Annotated in this window: 18 protein-coding genes; 10 read left to right on the top strand and 8 right to left on the bottom strand. The window is 56.1% G+C overall.

Going from position 1 to position 15,950, the window contains the following annotated elements; all coding sequences use genetic code 11:
- Positions 1 to 37: 37 nt before the first annotated feature.
- Positions 38 to 1,150: a molecular chaperone DnaJ gene (dnaJ, locus tag Q1J88_RS02015; protein WP_301115733.1), complete on the top strand. Its 1,113-nt coding sequence runs from the start codon at positions 38 to 40 to the stop codon at positions 1,148 to 1,150.
- Here the strand turns inward: dnaJ and Q1J88_RS02010 are convergent.
- The 6 genes from Q1J88_RS02010 to Q1J88_RS01985 form a co-directional block, all read right to left on the bottom strand.
- Entirely contained in the window at positions 1,060 to 1,875 is an 816-nt protein-coding gene (locus Q1J88_RS02010) for an ABC transporter ATP-binding protein (protein WP_301115732.1), read from the bottom strand. The two genes, dnaJ and Q1J88_RS02010, sit on opposite strands and share 91 nt — an antisense overlap.
- On the bottom strand, positions 1,872 to 2,900 hold the full coding sequence (locus Q1J88_RS02005) for an iron ABC transporter permease (protein ID WP_301115731.1): 1,029 nt from the start codon (positions 2,898 to 2,900) through the stop codon (positions 1,872 to 1,874). The genes Q1J88_RS02010 and Q1J88_RS02005 overlap by 4 nt, the downstream gene beginning before the upstream one ends.
- Before the next feature lie 5 nt (positions 2,901 to 2,905).
- Positions 2,906 to 3,478: a DUF2478 domain-containing protein gene (locus tag Q1J88_RS02000; protein ID WP_301115730.1), complete on the bottom strand. Its 573-nt coding sequence runs from the start codon at positions 3,476 to 3,478 to the stop codon at positions 2,906 to 2,908.
- Entirely contained in the window at positions 3,478 to 6,222 is a 2,745-nt protein-coding gene (locus tag Q1J88_RS01995) for a pitrilysin family protein (protein WP_301115729.1), read from the bottom strand. Before Q1J88_RS01995 ends, Q1J88_RS02000 begins: the two co-directional genes overlap by 1 nt.
- A gap of 97 nt (positions 6,223 to 6,319) precedes the next feature.
- Positions 6,320 to 7,492: a VWA domain-containing protein gene (locus Q1J88_RS01990; protein ID WP_301115728.1), complete on the bottom strand. Its 1,173-nt coding sequence runs from the start codon at positions 7,490 to 7,492 to the stop codon at positions 6,320 to 6,322.
- A gap of 40 nt (positions 7,493 to 7,532) precedes the next feature.
- Positions 7,533 to 8,393 carry a MoxR family ATPase gene (locus Q1J88_RS01985; RefSeq protein WP_301115727.1) on the bottom strand — a complete coding sequence of 287 codons (861 nt, stop codon included), beginning with the start codon at positions 8,391 to 8,393 and terminating at the stop codon, positions 7,533 to 7,535.
- Between the two features lie 152 nt (positions 8,394 to 8,545).
- Between Q1J88_RS01985 and Q1J88_RS01980 the strand changes: the two genes are divergently transcribed.
- Both Q1J88_RS01980 and Q1J88_RS01975 read left to right on the top strand, forming a co-directional pair.
- On the top strand, positions 8,546 to 8,896 hold the full coding sequence (locus tag Q1J88_RS01980) for a cytochrome c (protein ID WP_301115726.1): 351 nt from the start codon (positions 8,546 to 8,548) through the stop codon (positions 8,894 to 8,896).
- 13 nt (positions 8,897 to 8,909) lie between these two features.
- Positions 8,910 to 9,272, top strand: coding sequence for a cytochrome c (locus Q1J88_RS01975; protein ID WP_301115725.1), 363 nt, complete (start codon positions 8,910 to 8,912; stop codon positions 9,270 to 9,272).
- Between the two features lie 59 nt (positions 9,273 to 9,331).
- Here Q1J88_RS01975 and Q1J88_RS01970 read toward each other — a convergent pair whose 3' ends face one another.
- Positions 9,332 to 9,760, bottom strand: coding sequence for a DUF1841 family protein (locus tag Q1J88_RS01970; protein WP_301115724.1), 429 nt, complete (start codon positions 9,758 to 9,760; stop codon positions 9,332 to 9,334).
- Positions 9,761 to 9,960: 200 nt separating this feature from the next.
- On the opposite strand from Q1J88_RS01970, the gene icd reads away from it, so the two are divergent.
- The 4 genes from icd to Q1J88_RS01950 all read left to right on the top strand — a co-directional run bounded on the left by icd (position 9,961) and on the right by Q1J88_RS01950 (position 12,319).
- On the top strand, positions 9,961 to 11,217 hold the full coding sequence (icd, locus tag Q1J88_RS01965; protein WP_301115723.1) for an NADP-dependent isocitrate dehydrogenase: 1,257 nt from the start codon (positions 9,961 to 9,963) through the stop codon (positions 11,215 to 11,217).
- Between the two features lie 252 nt (positions 11,218 to 11,469).
- Positions 11,470 to 11,754, top strand: a complete 285-nt coding sequence (locus Q1J88_RS01960) for a type II toxin-antitoxin system RelE/ParE family toxin (RefSeq protein WP_301115722.1) — start codon at positions 11,470 to 11,472, stop codon at positions 11,752 to 11,754.
- Positions 11,726 to 12,025 carry an addiction module antidote protein gene (locus Q1J88_RS01955; RefSeq protein WP_301115721.1) on the top strand — a complete coding sequence of 100 codons (300 nt, stop codon included), beginning with the start codon at positions 11,726 to 11,728 and terminating at the stop codon, positions 12,023 to 12,025. The genes Q1J88_RS01960 and Q1J88_RS01955 overlap by 29 nt, the downstream gene beginning before the upstream one ends.
- Before the next feature lie 156 nt (positions 12,026 to 12,181).
- Positions 12,182 to 12,319, top strand: a complete 138-nt coding sequence (locus Q1J88_RS01950; RefSeq protein ID WP_301115720.1) for a hypothetical protein — start codon at positions 12,182 to 12,184, stop codon at positions 12,317 to 12,319.
- A 70-nt stretch (positions 12,320 to 12,389) separates the two neighbouring features.
- Here Q1J88_RS01950 and Q1J88_RS01945 read toward each other — a convergent pair whose 3' ends face one another.
- Positions 12,390 to 12,983, bottom strand: a complete 594-nt coding sequence (locus Q1J88_RS01945; RefSeq protein ID WP_301115719.1) for a TetR/AcrR family transcriptional regulator — start codon at positions 12,981 to 12,983, stop codon at positions 12,390 to 12,392.
- A gap of 344 nt (positions 12,984 to 13,327) precedes the next feature.
- Here Q1J88_RS01945 and Q1J88_RS01940 point away from each other — a divergent pair, with 344 nt between their 5' ends.
- The 3 genes from Q1J88_RS01940 (at position 13,328) to Q1J88_RS01930 (ending at position 15,851) form a co-directional block, all read left to right on the top strand.
- Positions 13,328 to 14,296 carry an SDR family NAD(P)-dependent oxidoreductase gene (locus Q1J88_RS01940; protein ID WP_301115718.1) on the top strand — a complete coding sequence of 323 codons (969 nt, stop codon included), beginning with the start codon at positions 13,328 to 13,330 and terminating at the stop codon, positions 14,294 to 14,296.
- Between the two features lie 58 nt (positions 14,297 to 14,354).
- Positions 14,355 to 14,753, top strand: coding sequence for a RidA family protein (locus Q1J88_RS01935; RefSeq protein ID WP_301115717.1), 399 nt, complete (start codon positions 14,355 to 14,357; stop codon positions 14,751 to 14,753).
- Between the two features lie 291 nt (positions 14,754 to 15,044).
- Positions 15,045 to 15,851, top strand: coding sequence for a hypothetical protein (locus Q1J88_RS01930; protein WP_301115716.1), 807 nt, complete (start codon positions 15,045 to 15,047; stop codon positions 15,849 to 15,851).
- Positions 15,852 to 15,950 lie beyond the last annotated feature (99 nt).

Genomic DNA, 15,950 nt, shown 5'->3' with positions numbered 1-15,950 from the left:
TTATTCGATGACAGGCGTCGAAGACGCCACGGATCCTATGTCAAAACGCGATTACTACGAAGTGCTGGGTGTTGGAAAGAACGCATCCGATGACGAGCTGAAGAAAGCCTATCGAAAGCTCGCGATGAAATATCATCCCGACCGCAATCCCGGCAATGCCGACGCCGAAGAACGCTTCAAGGAGGTCAAGGAAGCCTACGAAATCCTGGGCGACCAGGAAAAGCGTGCTGCCTACGACCGCTTTGGCCACGCCGGTGTCGACCCCAACGCCGCAGGCGGTATGGGCGGAGCGGGCTTCGCAGACGCGTTTGGTGACATCTTTGGCGAAATCTTCGGTGGCGGTCGCCGCGGAGGCGGTCCGCAGGTTTATCGGGGAGCCGACCTCAAATACACCCTGGACATCAGCCTTGAGCAGGCTGCTGCCGGTTTTGATACCGAGATTCGCGTTCCCAGCTGGGAGACCTGCGAAACCTGCCATGGTTCGGGAGCCAGGCCGGGCACGCAGCCCCAGACCTGTCGCACCTGCGGTGGCGGTGGTGCCGTCCGCATGCAGCAGGGATTTTTCAGTGTTCAGCAAACCTGCCCCACATGTCACGGCTCTGGCAAGGAAATTACCGATCCGTGTAACGCTTGCGACGGCGTCGGCCGTATTCGCAAGAACAAGACCCTGCAGGTGAAGATACCGGCTGGTATTGACGATGGCATGCGCATTCGCTCAGCGGGTGATGGCGAGCCCGGGGTTAACGGCGGCCCTCCCGGCGATCTGTATGTCGAGATTCATCTGAAGCCTCACAGCATATTCCAGCGAGATGGCGACGACCTGCATTGTGAGCTGACGATTCCCTTCACCAAAGCCGCGTTGGGGGGCGACATCGAAGTTCCCACCCTGAATGGCAAGGGCGAAATCACTATCCCCGAGGGCACGCAAACCGGAAAGACCTTCAGGTTGCGCGGCAAGGGTGTGAAAGGCCTGCGATCAAGCTATCCGGGCGATCTGTATTGCCATATTTCAGTCGAGACGCCGGTTCGGCTTACCGAAGAACAAAAGAAATTGCTGCGTCAGTTTGAAGCGTCGTTATCCCAGGGCGGCGAAAAGCATTCGCCAAAAAGTGAGTCCTGGACCGACCGCGTAAAGAACTTCTTCAGTTGATGTTCTTGCAAGTCGTATAGCCAGGCCAGGCGCCCGGCTGTGATGGTTTCAGAAGGCACCCCCAGGTGGTGGATGGTGCCATCACGAAACAGCGCGACCCGATCTGCGATCTGCAGGGCGTGGTCAGGCTGATGGGTACTGATCAAGATGGCGATGCCCTGATGCCCCAGTTGTTGTATGTGGTCAAGAACCCGAATCTGGTTGCCGAAATCCAGGCTGGCGGTCGGTTCGTCCATGACAAGCAGCTCGGGCTCCTGGGCCAGGGCACGCGCGATAAGGGTCAATTGCCGTTCCCCTCCGCTGATCCGGGTATAGGGATTGTCGCGCAGATGTGCAATGTTCAACTGTTCGAGACACCGGCTTGCAATATGCCGGTCTGACTTGCCCGGCACAGAGAACCGCCCGAGATGGGCGGTTCTGCCCATCAGCACCATCTCTTCTACCGTAAACGGAAACATGCCTTCCTGCGCCTGTGGAACGTAGCCTACCCGGCGCGCGAACGTGCGCCGCGTCCATTGCTGCATTGGAGTGCCAAGGATGTTCAGTTCACCGTTGATTGCGGGTAATAGCCCAATCAAAGTCTTGAAGAGGGTGGATTTCCCGCAACCATTAGGACCGAGCACACAGAGTATTTCGCGCGTGCCCAGTGCAAAATCCAGTGGCTTGCTGATCGCATGCCCCTGATGCCCGATGACCAGCCCATTGGCCTGGATGGCGGTGCTCATGTCGATTGCCTGCCGCTTCGCGCCAGCAGCAAGAGAAAGAACGGTGCGCCGACCAGTGCGGTTAATACACCCAGGGGCAGTTCGATGCTGACCATGCTGCGAGCCAGGGTATCGGCCAGGATCAGGAAAATCGCTCCGACGAGCGCCGACGCGGGAAGAAGTCGTGCAAAATCCGGACCGACCAGCAGACGGGCGACATGCGGGATGATCAGCCCGACCCACGCAATGATGCCAGTGAAGGCGATGGCTGCTGAGCTTAGCAAGGTGGCGCAGATGATAAAAGTCACGCGTGCGTTGGTGGTGTTGACTCCCAGGGCTCGTGCCTCTTCGTCGTCAAGGGTCATTACATTGACCCTCCAGCGCAGGAGCAGCAGGGGAATCATGCCGATGACCAGGCAAGGCAAGATCAAGGCGACGTCGCGCAGTGTGATGGAGCTCAAGCCGCCAAGAAGCCAGAACGTGACCGAAGGCAGTTGCGTATAGGGGTCGGCCAGAACCTTTATCAGCGATATCCCCGCCCCCAGGAAAGTGCCCACCGCCACACCCGCCAGCACCAATACCAGTGTGGTGTCGTGACGCTGTATCGACGTGGAAATGAAATACACACAGGCGACTGCCGTCAATCCACCGATAAAAGACAGCATCTGTATGGCAATTATTGAAAGGCCCAGAAACAGCCCCGTCGTCGCGCCGAGGCCTGCGCCTGCTGACACGCCAAGGATGTCGGGTGAAACGAGGGGGTTTCGGAACAGGCCCTGGTATGTGGCCCCGGCGGCGGCCAACGAGGCGCCTACAAGGGCAGCCGCAAGTACGCGGGGCAGGCGTATGTCCCATACGACCGCGTCAAGTGCGGTGAAGTCGTGCGCCGTTGAAAGCCGCATTCCCGGTCCGCGCAGCAACGAGGCCATGACATCGGAAACGTTCATGGGGTACTGCCCCACGATCAGCCCGATGGCGACTGCTGCCAGCAGCAGCGCAAATAGGGGTAGCCACACAATGCGCAGACGAAGTGATTGCAACAACATGGTCGCTACTGCGGCCTGATGTCTGCGTCAGGCGCGTTGCCGTGGGCCAAGCCCGGAATGTGGCTCAGTCCATCGAACCACTGCCACATGGCTTCGGCATCAGGTGGAAGCTCTGCGGCCACGCCCCCTGTAAAGGTTCGCCATGCCTGCAGATAAGGGGGTGAAACTACCGTCAGCATGGGAACACCCCCCGACATCAGCTCGAGCATTTCGGCGCTGAAACCTTCGCCGTCCGCTTCCAGAATGCCGAAGCGATTGACAATCACCAGATCCGCACCGCTGTTCAGGGCGCGGCGCAAGACCTGGCCGGCCTGGATGAGGGCAGAGGTGTCGAGGCAGCAGGCTTGAGACTCTTTGCCGAGATTCTGGCTGATGGGGTAAAGCGTGCCATGTTCGATGTCGCAAAGAGTGCGAGTCGTGCAGTCGCTGCGATCGACTTGCGGTCCGGGCGCAAGTCCGCGCACAACCCTGCCCGCCGCTCGCAAGCGATGAATGAATTCTAGCAATGGCGCGTCGGCGTGGCCCTTGCCATTGTGAATGACAGCGGCGGCGACAGGATTGGGCTCGTTCTGGTCCATTAGTCTTTCTTGAAGTCTCCCGCCATGGCGGCACTGAAGTTTTCGGGCTTCAGTACTGAACGCATGGCCTCGTTGACATCGTGGGCGGTCAACGAGGAAAGCGCCTGATCGATTTGCTGCGACCACGCGAAGCTGCGATCAAGCTGCAGGTAGTTTATCCATGCCGACGCCAGGACGCTATCGCGTGTACGCGCCAGGCGCCGCAGCTTCAGCAGTGAGTCGACGCCTTCCTTCACCTCTTGTTCTGTGAAGCCTTCATCCAGGACTTTCTGGATTTCGTCTGCAATTGCTGCTTCGAGTTTTTCTTTGTTCTGCGGTGCGAAGATGGCGTAGAACTGCCAGTTTCCTGAAGGCTCATACGATGAGGCATCGAACTGGCTGCGTACGTTGTAAGAAAGGCCTTCCTGAACGCGGACACGAGTCCACAGTCGCGAGGTTTCAGAGGCACCCAGCAGGTAGTTGGCCAGATACAGCGCAGGAAAACGGGGATCCGTATCCTGGATTTTCAGTGGCTGGAACGCCAGATAAAACGCATTTGCCTTGTCGGGCGTGTCGATCGTGAAGCTTTCAGGCGGCACGGGATGGAAGGGGTCATCGACTCGCGTGTAGGCTGGGGCTTTGCGCCAGCCAGCCAGGCCCTTGGACAGCGCGCTTCGAACGGCCTCGGGTTCAAAGGCTCCGACAGCCGAAAAGCGTATGGTACCGGCTCCGTAAAATTGTTCATGAAACTGCACCAGGTCGGGTCGGCTTACCGAAGCAACGTCTTCCAGGCTTTCCTGAAACGTTGGCACGTAACGCACGTCGTCGCGTGGCCATGCATTGCTGTGACGGGAAATGGCCAGGGACGCCAGAGCGGTCGGATCGTCCATGCTTGCCTGGATCGAAGCGGAAACCTGGCGTTGATATTCTGCCAATTGGTCGGCAGGGAAGTTGGCGTGACGAACCACATCAAGCACGGCCTCGATTAGTGCAGGCAGGTTTTCTCCTACCGTCGACATCTGTATCGCCAAATTGCCGGCACTGCCGTCAAAGCTCACTTGAGCCTGCAGGGCGTCGAAGCGGTCTTCGATTTCCTGTCGAGTCATTTCGTCGGTGCCGCGGGCCAGCATGTCGGCCGTGATGCTGGCTATTGAACGTTTGCCCTTGAGCAGCTCGGCATCTCCAAACTGTATGAGCAGGGTGGCCTGGACACGATCGCCACGAGTTGCCTTGGGCAGCAATGCCAGTTGCACGGTGCCATTGGGAAGAGCAAGCGGTTCGCGAAGCGTGGCGGCGTCAATGGCGGCCGGTGAGGGATCAAAGGCTTCTACGGATTCCGGGGCGTCCTTGCCAGTGTATTCCCGCAGCAGTTTGTCCAGATCGACGGGTTCACTGCGTGGCGCTCGAACAGGCTGTTCGGTGGGCAGGTACATACCGTTGGTACGGTTGCTTGGAACCAGGTATTTTTGAGTGGCGCTTTGTACTGCATCGAGCGTGGCTTGCTCGACCTGATCCCGGCGCAGGAAGAACAGACGCCAGTCGCCCGCGCCCACGGCGTTGGAAAGCGCGTCGGTCAGTGCGACCGGATCAGCATATATCTGTTGCCAGCCGGTTATCCATTTGTTCTTGATGCGCTGCAGCTGTTCTTCTGTAAACGGTTTTTCGTGTACGGAATCCAGCGATTTGTCGAGCGCCTCCAGCGCAGCCTTGGCATCCATGGTGGGTTCGAGCTGCACGCCAAAAAGGGCGTATCCTGGCTGGGCCATGGGGCGAGCGAAGCCGAAGACGCTTGCGCCCAGCTTCTCGGTGACGATGTCGCGGTAAAGGCGCCCAGAAGGGGTATCGCCAAGCATGTCTGCTGCAAGGTCGAGCAAGGTGAATTCAGGGTCGCTTACCGCTGGGATGTGATACATGGACGCTACGAAGGGGCTGCCGCCCTGGCGGCGCAGCACTACCAGGCGTTCGCCATCCTGCACGGGTTCAACGGTGTATTCACGTGGAAGAGTGCGCTCGGGCCGGGGAATATCCTTGAACGCATCAACAATAATTTCAAGGACCTTTACAGTTTCAAACTGGCCTGAAACGATAAGCACTGCGTTGTCGGGCTGATAATACAGCTTGTAGAAGTTGCGCAGCTGCTCGATATCGACCTGTTCTACATCAGATCGGGCTCCGATGATGCTCTTTCCGTAGTTGTGCCACTGATAGGCGGCGGCCTGCATCTTCTGCATCAGCACCTGGAAAGGGTTGTTTTCGCCGCTTTCCATTTCGTTGCGAACGACGGTCATCTCGGCATCAAGGTCTTCCTTCGAGATGGTGGCATTGACCATGGCGTCGGCCTGCCAGCGTATATACCACTCGAGGGTTTCGGGGTCGGCCGCGAAACTGGCGTAATAGTTCGTGCGGTCAGTGCTTGTGGTTCCGTTGGCACGCAGCCCGCGGCGCGAGAATTCGGCCAGCGCATTGGGCAAGGAAGGTGTGCCCCGGAACAGCATGTGCTCAAGCAGGTGTGCCATGCCGGTCTGGCCGTAGTTTTCGTGACGGGAACCGACCAGGTAGGTCATGTTGACCGTGACGTTGGGCTTTGATGGGTCAGGTGTCAAGAGCACGCGTAGCCCGTTGGACAAGGTGTACTGGGTAGTGCCTTCGACGGACGGACCCTGGGTGACCCCGGAGGGCAAGGTTTCGGGGGTCTGGGCCCACGAGGTGGGAATAAAACCGCTTACCAACAATGCGCAGATCAGAAAGAAGCGGGAGATATTCATATTGTTTGTGTTCCGGTGAAGAAGGGGCAAATGCGGTCAGAGGGCATTCGGATACGAATGCCAAATGCTACCTTGGAGTCTGGGGCGTCACACAAGTTCATTTGGACAGATCCCTCATGGCTTGCTCAAGGCCACTGACTGTCACACTGTACATTCGATCATGCATGATGTTCTTGATAATGGAGATCGACTGGCGGTATGGCCAATAACCTTCGGGCTCGGGATTCAGCCATGCCGCATGCGGCCAGTTGTCCAGCAGGCGCTGCAGCCAGGTCGCACCGGTTTCGCGGTTGTTGTGTTCCACGGAGCCTCCCGGATGCAGAATTTCGTATGGGCTCATGGTGGCATCGCCGACGATGATCAGGCGCCAGTCTTCGTTATAGGTGCGCAAGATATCCCAGGTGTCGAAACGTTCGGTTCTGCGTCTGCGATTGTCCTTCCATAACGATTCGTATGGACAGTTATGAAAATAGAACACTTCCAGGTGGCGAAATTCGCTGCGCGCCGCGGAAAACAGTTCTTCCACGCGCTGGATATGATCGTCCATACTTCCGCCAACATCCAGCAGCATCAGTACCTTTACTGCGTTATGACGCTCGGGAACCATCTGAAGGTCGAGGAACCCTGCGTTACGGGCGGTACTCCGTATCGTGTCATCCAGATCCAGCTCAAGCTCGGCACCTTCGCGAGCAAAACGACGCAAGCGCCGCAATGCCATCTTGAAGTTGCGCGTGCCCAGTTCCTGCTGGTCGTCATAGTCCCGGAATTCCCGCTTTTCCCACACCTTGACCGCTGTTCGATTGCCGGCGGACGGGCCACCCATCCGAATGCCTTCGGGATGATAGCCCCCGTGGCCGAACGCAGAGGTGCCGCCGGTGCCTATCCATTTGTTACCGCCGGCATGGCGCTCTTTTTGCTCTTCAAGGCGCTGCTTGAAGAGCTCCATGAGCTTGTCCCAGCCATGCTTCTCGATGGCCGCTTTTTCTTCGGGCGTGAGGTGCTTCTGAAATTCCTTCAGGAACCAGTCCAGGGGAATTTCCTTGTCTGCCGGCAGGGCGGCCTCGAGCTGCTTGTAAAACGAGCCGAACGCTTGATCGAAGCGGTCGAACAGTGTCTCGTCCTTGACCAGCGTCATGCGGGCAACATGATAGAAGTCGTCGAGTGTTGGGGGCATGACGCCGGATCTGAGCGTTTCCAGCAGCGTCAGATATTCCTGCACGGATACCGGTAGCTTGTGGGCCCTCAGATGATAGAAAAAGTCCGTCAGCATCACGCGCTTCCTGTAGGTCGGCCAGTCATTGCGGATCGCCTCAACGGCGGCTGGCGCGGCTGATTGCAGCCAGACGCTGTAGCAAGGTCAGGTCTTGCTCGTTCTTCAGCAAGGCGCCCGCCATGACGGGGAGCTCGTCGGGGCTGGTTATCTGGCTGGCGGGCACGGCCTCATTCATCAGAAGGCGCAGCCAGTCCAGGAACTCGGACGTCGAGGGTTTCTTCTTCAGCCCAGGTGCGTCACGCAGCGCAAAGAAAGTTTCGAGCGCTGCAGACAGCACGTCTTGCTTGATGGTCGGGAAATGGACGGACACAATATCACGCATGGTTTCCGGGTCGGGGAAGCTGATATAGTGGAAGAAACAGCGACGCAAAAAGGCGTCAGGAAGGTCTTTTTCGTTGTTCGACGTGATGATGATCAAAGGGCGGTGTGTGGCCCGGATGGTCTGCCGGGTTTCATAAACATGAAACTCCATGCGATCCAGTTCGCGCAGCAAATCGTTCGGAAACTCGATGTCCGCCTTGTCGATTTCGTCAATCAGCACCACCACGGGTTCGTCCGATTCAAACGCGCGCCACAAAACACCCTTGACGATGTAGTTGCTGATATCGCGTACCTTTTCGTCTCCAAGCTGCGAATCACGCAGGCGCGACACGGCGTCGTATTCATACAGCCCCTGGTTGGCCTTGGTGGTTGATTTGATATGCCATTGCAATAGCGGACGACCCAGTGATGCTGCCACCTCTTCGGCCAGCATGGTCTTGCCGGTGCCGGGCTCGCCCTTGACCAGCAATGGTCTCTGGAGCGACAAGGCGGCATTGACTGCCAGTTTCAGATCGTCGGTGGCGACGTAACGTTCGGTTCCTTCAAAGCGCTGGGTAGAGGGGGAGTTTGATGTCATGGTGTTTCCGTGTCTATGATCATTTATGCCATGTGCCACAGAGATTGTCGTCATACATGGCAGCTTTGGCTTCAATTATCGTACAATCCTACGGGTTCGTCGGTCGTGAGGGGTTGAGGGCCGGCCTTTATCTACTGCTAAAAAGAGCGAATATGAAGTTGCGAATTAATTTCAAGCGCACAATTTCTGCGCTGGCCGTATCGGCATTCTGTGGAATCGCCACTCCGGCCCTGGCCGCCGACGCGCCCGTGGGCGATGCAAAAGCGGCAGTCGATAAAATTTCTATGTGCATCGGCTGTCATGGAATCAAGGGATACAAAGCCAGTTTTCCCGAGGTCTACCATGTACCGATGATCGCCGGACAAAACGCCGAGTACATCGTGGCTGCACTAAAGGAATATGCTAACGGCGGGCGCACCTTCCCCACGATGGAAGCCATCGCGCGTACCCTTAGCGAGCAAGACATGGCCGACCTGGCCGCCTACTATTCCAGCCTCAAGTAATTCGGGAGCCGACATGAAAAAACTGACTCTTGCCTTGACGGCTTCCCTCGTAACGGCCTTTGGTGCCTCGGTCCATGCAGCCGATCTCGCTGCCGGCCAGGAAGCCTTCCAAAAGTACACCTGTGCTTCGTGCCATGGTGCGGATGCCAAGACATCAACGTTGCCCTCTTACCCGATACTCGCCGGCCAGCACGCCGATTACCTTGCGCACTCGCTCAAGGCATACAAGCGTGGACAAGCGGGCGCTCCTGCCTCGTCGAACGTGCGCAAGAATGCCGTGATGGGTGCCATGGTGCAGCAGCTCAGCGACGAAGACATCGCAAATATTTCGGCTTGGCTGGCTTCGCTGCCTTCGCCTTTGTCGGTAAGCAAATAACTCTGTTTGCCCAAGCCTGGAAGAGCCCTCGAAGCATCGGGGGCTTTTTTTCGCCTCGTCTAAAGGCGTGTAACGCGGCGCCGGATGAGGTCCAGATAGGTGTCGTTGCTGAAAGGCGTGCCCATTCGTTGGGCCTCCCAGACGACTTCGCCCAGGCACTCCATGATTTCGTGGACGGCTTCGTGCGCGTCACGGGTGGCAAGCAGTTGGTCGTACGCGGCCTTGATGCCCGGCGGATGGTCGATGGATAGCTGCTCGCTGATGGCAAGATGCATGGACAAATGCAAAAAGGGATTGGTCTGCCCGCCTTCAACCGGAAAGTCGGCGTCAACGGCATCGGGGTGCTCGAGTACGCCGTGGTATTCGGGGTGTTGCAGGATCCAGTCCACCGCCATGCTTTCCAATGGGGTCAGGATGCCGGCTTGTCGGTGCTTTCGCCAGGCGTCTGTAAAAAAATGGCGAACCTGTTCGCGGGAAGGGTTGAACATGTACGGAACAGCTTGAAATTCAAAACGTTAGTGTAACCGGTGGGCATGGTCGGCTTGTCACGTTTTGATTCGGCAGAAAGGGTGTTAGCCGGTAAAATTGATGTCGAGCCATTTTTCCGGGTCTTAGTCTTATATAAGACTTGGTTTATAATGTTGCAGTTTCACTGAATCTTCCTTTTAAGCAGCAAACTGGAGCGTCCATGTCTTATCAGCACATCAAGGTCCCCGAGGCGGGCCAAAAAATCACGGTCAACGCCGATTTTTCGCTTAACGTTCCCGACGAACCGGTCATTCCGTATATCGAAGGCGACGGCACGGGTGCCGACATTACTCCGGTCATGCTCAAGGTCGTTGACGCCGCCGTGCAAAAAGCCTACAACGGCAAGCGCAAGATCCACTGGATGGAAGTCTACGCCGGCGAGAAATCGACCAAAGTGTATGGTCCTGACGTCTGGCTGCCCGACGAGACGCTCGACGCTGTCAAGGAATATGTGGTGTCCATCAAGGGCCCCCTGACAACTCCCGTAGGCGGCGGTATCCGTTCGCTTAACGTTGCCCTGCGTCAGCAGCTCGATCTTTACGTCTGCCTGCGTCCCATTCAGTACTTCAAGGGTGTTCCCTCACCTGTCAAAGAGCCCGAAAAAACCAACATGGTCATCTTCCGTGAAAACTCGGAAGATATCTATGCCGGTATCGAATTCGAGGCCGAAAGCGCCAGCGCCAAGAAACTGATCGACTTCCTGCAAAATGAAATGGGCGTCGACAAGATCCGTTTCCCCGAAACCTCGGGCATTGGTGTCAAGCCTGTCTCGCGTGAAGGTACCCAGCGCCTGGTCCGTAAAGCCATCCAGTACGCTATCGACAACGATCGCTCGTCCGTCACCCTGGTTCACAAGGGCAACATCATGAAGTTCACCGAAGGTGGCTTCCGCGACTGGGGTTACGAGCTGGCTCAAAAAGAGTTTGGCGCCGAACTTATCGACGGCGGCCCATGGTGCAAGTTCAAGAATCCCAAGACCGGTCGCGAGATCACGGTCAAGGATTCCATCGCCGACGCTTTCCTGCAACAGATCCTGCTGCGTCCTGCCGAATACGACGTCATCGCTACGCTGAACCTTAATGGCGACTACGTATCCGATGCGCTGGCTGCACAGGTTGGTGGTATTGGTATCGCCCCTGGTGCGAACCTGTCCGACTCCGTCGCCATGTTCGAAGCAACCCACGGTACCGCTCCCAAGTACGCCGGCAAAGATTACGTCAACCCTGGTTCCGAAATCTTGTCCGCCGAAATGATGCTGCGTCACATGGGCTGGACCGAGGCTGCCGACCTCATCATCAGCAGCATGGAAAAAGCCATCTTGTCCAAGAAGGTCACCTACGACTTCGCCCGCCTGATGGAAGGTGCGACCCAGGTGTCGTGCTCGGGCTTTGGTCAGGTGATGATCGACAATATGTAATATTGTCTACAGCTGTCTGCTGAAGTCTAAAAACCCGCATGGCCATTGGCTTTGCGGGTTTTTTCTGCTTGGGTGGTTTACTGCCTGGGTGGTTTAAATAATATGCGTACATTCCTCAATTAGTGAGGGATATATTGAGGAAAATTCCCGGACAGGTCACCCTAGTCTACGTAAAAATAATTATTGCTTGGTGTAGCCACAGGGCTACAATATGTCTATGTACAGCATCATTGAAACAGGGCAATTTATACATTGCTCGGTAGCTTAAATGATCGTACAACACGCGCGCGGCTGCAGCTCCGTCTAAGAAAGGCGTCGCTTGGCAAGCTTGGCGACCATAAATCTGTCGGGGACATCGTGTGGGAAATGCGCGAAGTCTTCGGTCCAGGCTGGCGGATGTATTACACCATGCGCGGAAGTACAGTAATTATGATGCTTGGCGGAGGCAACAAATCCGGCCAGAAGAGAGATACTGAACGAGCCAAGGCTTTAGCTCAGGAGTTACGAAATGAGCAAGATCAAGACCCGTCCGTTTGATGTATCCAACTACCTCAACGATGAGGCAGATATTGCCGCTTACCTTCAGGCCGCAATTGAAGACGGCGATCCAGCGCTGTTGGCGGCAGCATTGGGCGACATCGCTAGAGCCCGAGGTATGACACAATTAGCGCGTGATACGGGGCTGTCTCGGGAAAGCCTTTACAAAAGTCTTTCTGGTGAGCGCGCGCCAAGCTCTGAGACGCTGTTCAAGGTTATCCATGCCATGGGTTTTAAGCTGACGGTTGAACCGCTGACGACGCATGGCTGAGTCCTGCCGTGTCGGCATTCGGCCATGTGCGGATAGTCGTTTCATCCGCAGATTTTTTGTTTGTTGAAACAGCGTAGAAAGCTTTTACCCCGACGCCTTCACCACAAGCTTGGCATGCGCCTCGGTAGCGAGATCTCTGGCCAACCACAGCACATCATGTTGGATAGACGACTCCATATTGGCGAATGCATCATGGCCGTCATCAGTGATCGCAATTGGGACTATTCGCCCAGCGCTACACTCGCTCAAGGTGTGTTGAGCGGACGCTTACGCGGTTCTGAACTGATTCATTGAAGTCTGGATGGCCCCGTTCCCATAAGAGGACGGGGCTTTCTTCTATCCGGATTGATTTGGTAACTGCTATTCATTGAGTCTGTTTGGTGGGCCACCCAGAGAGGGCCTGCGCGGCGACTGCTTCCAGAGTGCTGCGGCTGAAGCCGGCCTTTGCCTGCACCGCCATTCCATGCAGCATGGCCATTACAAATGCGGCAAGTACAGCGGGCTGAGCTGTAGCTTGCAAGTCACCTTCTGCTTTCGCCCGTTCGAATCGCTCACGAAGTAGTGTTTCTCCCGCGGCACGAAAGTCTATCAATGCCTGCCGTACAGGTTCTGCGGCGTCCGATCCGGCTAATACACCGTTGATGCCGAGACATCCTGCATGTTCAGGGTATCGCGTATTGAGTTCCACCGAGCGATAAAGCACGTGCTTGGCCACTTCAAGTGCCGTGGGCTGCTCCAGGGCCTCGGGGATGAAGTTCATATATCGCTCGTAGTAACGCTCTAGCGCCTTGCGAAAGAGCTCCTCTTTGTTGCCGAATGCCGCGTAAAGGGCAGGGCGTTCCACGCCTGCCGCTTGTGTCAGATCGGCGTATGACGCACCTTCATACCCTTTACGCCAAAAAACGCAAAGTATCGCGTCAAGTGCTTCTTCTACGTCAAATTCGCGACGACGTCCCATCAGTGAGCCTTCTTCATTGAATCAATACCACCATGTGCTTAAAAGTGATTGACACATATCATACCGAACGTTATTGTAATGATCATTACGTTATTTGGTTGAGTGAGCCATCAAGAAAACATCTGAAGGTGAGGTAGCCCTTTTGCGCACTACTGAGGCGGCGCATGTTGTTTCCGCCAACGGCGCCATCCGACGCATTGCGACGCTCGAGGAAGTTGCAGCACTGGCCTGATCCCAAGCGGCACGGAACAAAGGCTGCAAAGCAGGTGGCGTGATCGGCGGAATGGAAATTTGATACTGGACGACGTTGAACTTTAACTAACGTCAATTGATAAGGACACAAAATGATTACGACATCAGGCGCACAATCAACCGCCGACATGGTGCTTGCTGATACCGACCTGAATGGTCAGCGATACCTGATTACGGGCATATCGTCGGGAATAGGTTTGGAAACTGCTCGTTCGCTAGTGTGCCATGGCGCAACGGTTGTCGGCGCTGTCAGGGATCTGGCCAAGGCCAAAGCGGCTACATCATTCATTCGTGAATCGGCGCCGGAAGCTGCGGGTCGCCTTGATCTGATCGAGCTTGACCTGGCATCGCTGCAGAGCGTCCGCACGTGCGCGAATGAACTTTTGAATAGCGGATGGACATTCAATGCAATTATTGCGAACGCGGGGGTAATGGCAACGCCGTTTGGCCGTACCGCCGATGGTTTTGAAACCCAATTCGGCATCAACCATATCGGTCATTTTGCATTCATCAATGGGATTGAATCAATGCTTGGGGATGCCGGACGTCTGGTGGTGCTTTCGTCTCAGGCTCATCGTGTTGCTGACATCGATCTGGAAGATCTGAATTTTGAGCGGCAGGCCTACGACCCGTTTGTCGCCTATGGCCGATCGAAGACGGCCAACGCGCTCTTTGCGTTGGCCTTTGACGGACGGCATCGCGACCGTGGAATTCGAGCTGCTTCAGTGATGCCCGGGAACAGTCTGACGGAACTTGCCCGCCACTTCTCACAAGAAGAGCTTCAGAGCCTATTCGAAACGGTGCGAAAGGCACGTGCCGATGTGGGTTTGCCTGCGCCGGTGCTGAAAGAAATTTCACAAGCGGCGGCGACGTCGATCTGGGCAGCAGTCGTCGCGGATAAGGATAGGATCGGAGGGCACTACCTTGAAGATTGCGCAGTCGCGGAAATCAACGAAACAGCAAATCCGTTTGCAGATGGCGTGAGGAAATATGCGCTTGACCCTGACAACGCCGAGCGGCTTTGGAGTAAAAGCGAGGAGCTGATCGGCGCAGTCGTCTGAAAATTCGATGGGCTATTGAATCTGTTGCTGACCAGAACGGTCGGTAGGGAGCTAATCCATGACAGCACGCGACGCAGTTTTTTTGCCTGGACGCCAGGCGTTGTATGAGAGAAACCGGTATTCGGCAGCGGTCCGATCAAACGGATTTCTGTTTGTGTCAGGGCAAGTGGGGAGTCTGGACGACGGTTCGCCGCAGCAAGGATTGAAGGCGCAAGTTCGTCAGGCTTTCGACAACTTGAACGCAATCTTGGCAGAGGCGGGCTGCAGCTTTGATGACGTGGTGGATGTGACCATATTCATGGTGGATCCCGCATCCAGGGCTGAGGAGACCTGGTCGGTACTGCTCAACTATTGGGGCGACGCTCCTTATCCGGCACTCACCGTCGTGGGCGTAACCTGGCTCTATGGGTATGACTTTGAGATCAAGGTCGTCGCCAAGTTGCCGACGGCTGGATAGGTAGTTCGCCCAAGATGGTTTGGTCCGGTTCACGATGTGGCTGTACTGATCGTGACGCCCAGAGTCAACTTGGATATCCGGATTGACTGTGCATGCGCGAGTGTTTACATTCGAACTGCCCTCCTGTGAAACAATCGCCGAAGCTTGGGCACGGCATGGTTCGGGCATAACGGCCTTGGGTGTGCAACCGGCATCAAGACCGTTGCACTCCTGGACTTGCTTCGACGGATACGTTGTCGTTAGTGTTTCGTTGGCGCCGCTCAATGCCATCCTGGCAGCTAAGTGACGAATATGTTCAAGCACCCCGCAGGTAAAACTGGATCTTTCAGATGGTCGGCATGGCTTGCCATTTCACTTTGCGCAGTGGCCCTTCTAGTGGTGGCGGCGCTGTACATACCCGCAGTTCGCGATTTCTTTGGCAGTGGCGTCACTGCTGCATGGGTGCAGGCCGTGGGCTCCATCGGCGCAATTCTGGCTAGTGCCGCGTTGGTTATGTGGAAGCACAAACTGGATCTGGAAAAAGAGCAAGCCAGCAAAGCCGAGGATCTTCGGGTAATGCTGGAAAGCATCAAGATAGAAATCGAGGCGATATGGGACGATCTGGATGCCTTGATTGCCGACGTTATCGAGGCTTCGGCAGCCCTGCCGCAAGACTGGGAGTTTGTCTATTCCGAGCAAGCTTTTCCGGTGTATCGAACCCTGGCGCCGCGGATAGCCATAATTTCCAATGCCCGGCTGAGGCTTCAGATCGTTCAGACGTATTCGAAGGCCAACTCATGGTTCCTGAGAATGAGCCTGCACAATCAGTTAAAGAGACGGGCAGATGATCTGCGACTGCAGCTTTCCGTGGCCGGCACCAAGTCTGACGCTTCGTTTACCGAATTGGGAGACGTTCTTGAAAGCCCGGATATCCTCGGCGTGGGCATTTCAGAGTACGACGCCCTGGCCCGGGAACTGAAGCGTACGAACGAAAAGCTGTCAGCCGGTGCCAAGCAGATAATCAAGGGTGTACAGGCCATGCGTGAAGACGTTTTGAAGCTCAAGGAATATGCCGATGAAGAGCTTCAGCGGCTTCCAGTACCAGTGCACCCAAGCTGAATAAACTCTGATTGATTAGTCAGTGCCGCGCGTTCAAAAACTCACTGCCCGGGAATCGCATTGTTTATTTTGAAGTCAAGGGTCGATATGCTTCGTCTG

It is taken from the genome of Pusillimonas sp. (assembly GCF_029263785.1).
Classification (GTDB): domain Bacteria; phylum Pseudomonadota; class Gammaproteobacteria; order Burkholderiales; family Burkholderiaceae_B; genus Pusillimonas.
This window is presented reverse-complemented; position numbering and strand designations above follow the sequence as displayed.

Excerpts from the sequence above, each read along its gene's own strand:
- dnaJ (WP_301115733.1), top strand. The coding sequence starts at position 38 with ATGTCAAAACGCGATTACTACGAAGTGCTGGGTGTTGGAAAGAACGCA.
- Q1J88_RS02010 (WP_301115732.1), bottom strand. The coding sequence starts at position 1,875 with ATGAGCACCGCCATCCAGGCCAATGGGCTGGTCATCGGGCATCAGGGG.
- Q1J88_RS02005 (WP_301115731.1), bottom strand. The coding sequence starts at position 2,900 with ATGTTGTTGCAATCACTTCGTCTGCGCATTGTGTGGCTACCCCTATTT.
- Q1J88_RS02000 (WP_301115730.1), bottom strand. The coding sequence starts at position 3,478 with ATGGACCAGAACGAGCCCAATCCTGTCGCCGCCGCTGTCATTCACAAT.
- Q1J88_RS01995 (WP_301115729.1), bottom strand. The coding sequence starts at position 6,222 with ATGAATATCTCCCGCTTCTTTCTGATCTGCGCATTGTTGGTAAGCGGT.
- Q1J88_RS01990 (WP_301115728.1), bottom strand. The coding sequence starts at position 7,492 with ATGCTGACGGACTTTTTCTATCATCTGAGGGCCCACAAGCTACCGGTA.
- Q1J88_RS01985 (WP_301115727.1), bottom strand. The coding sequence starts at position 8,393 with ATGACATCAAACTCCCCCTCTACCCAGCGCTTTGAAGGAACCGAACGT.
- Q1J88_RS01980 (WP_301115726.1), top strand. The coding sequence starts at position 8,546 with ATGAAGTTGCGAATTAATTTCAAGCGCACAATTTCTGCGCTGGCCGTA.
- Q1J88_RS01975 (WP_301115725.1), top strand. The coding sequence starts at position 8,910 with ATGAAAAAACTGACTCTTGCCTTGACGGCTTCCCTCGTAACGGCCTTT.
- Q1J88_RS01970 (WP_301115724.1), bottom strand. The coding sequence starts at position 9,760 with ATGTTCAACCCTTCCCGCGAACAGGTTCGCCATTTTTTTACAGACGCC.
- icd (WP_301115723.1), top strand. The coding sequence starts at position 9,961 with ATGTCTTATCAGCACATCAAGGTCCCCGAGGCGGGCCAAAAAATCACG.
- Q1J88_RS01955 (WP_301115721.1), top strand. The coding sequence starts at position 11,726 with ATGAGCAAGATCAAGACCCGTCCGTTTGATGTATCCAACTACCTCAAC.
- Q1J88_RS01950 (WP_301115720.1), top strand. The coding sequence starts at position 12,182 with ATGTTGGATAGACGACTCCATATTGGCGAATGCATCATGGCCGTCATC.
- Q1J88_RS01945 (WP_301115719.1), bottom strand. The coding sequence starts at position 12,983 with ATGGGACGTCGTCGCGAATTTGACGTAGAAGAAGCACTTGACGCGATA.
- Q1J88_RS01940 (WP_301115718.1), top strand. The coding sequence starts at position 13,328 with ATGATTACGACATCAGGCGCACAATCAACCGCCGACATGGTGCTTGCT.
- Q1J88_RS01935 (WP_301115717.1), top strand. The coding sequence starts at position 14,355 with ATGACAGCACGCGACGCAGTTTTTTTGCCTGGACGCCAGGCGTTGTAT.
- Q1J88_RS01930 (WP_301115716.1), top strand. The coding sequence starts at position 15,045 with ATGTTCAAGCACCCCGCAGGTAAAACTGGATCTTTCAGATGGTCGGCA.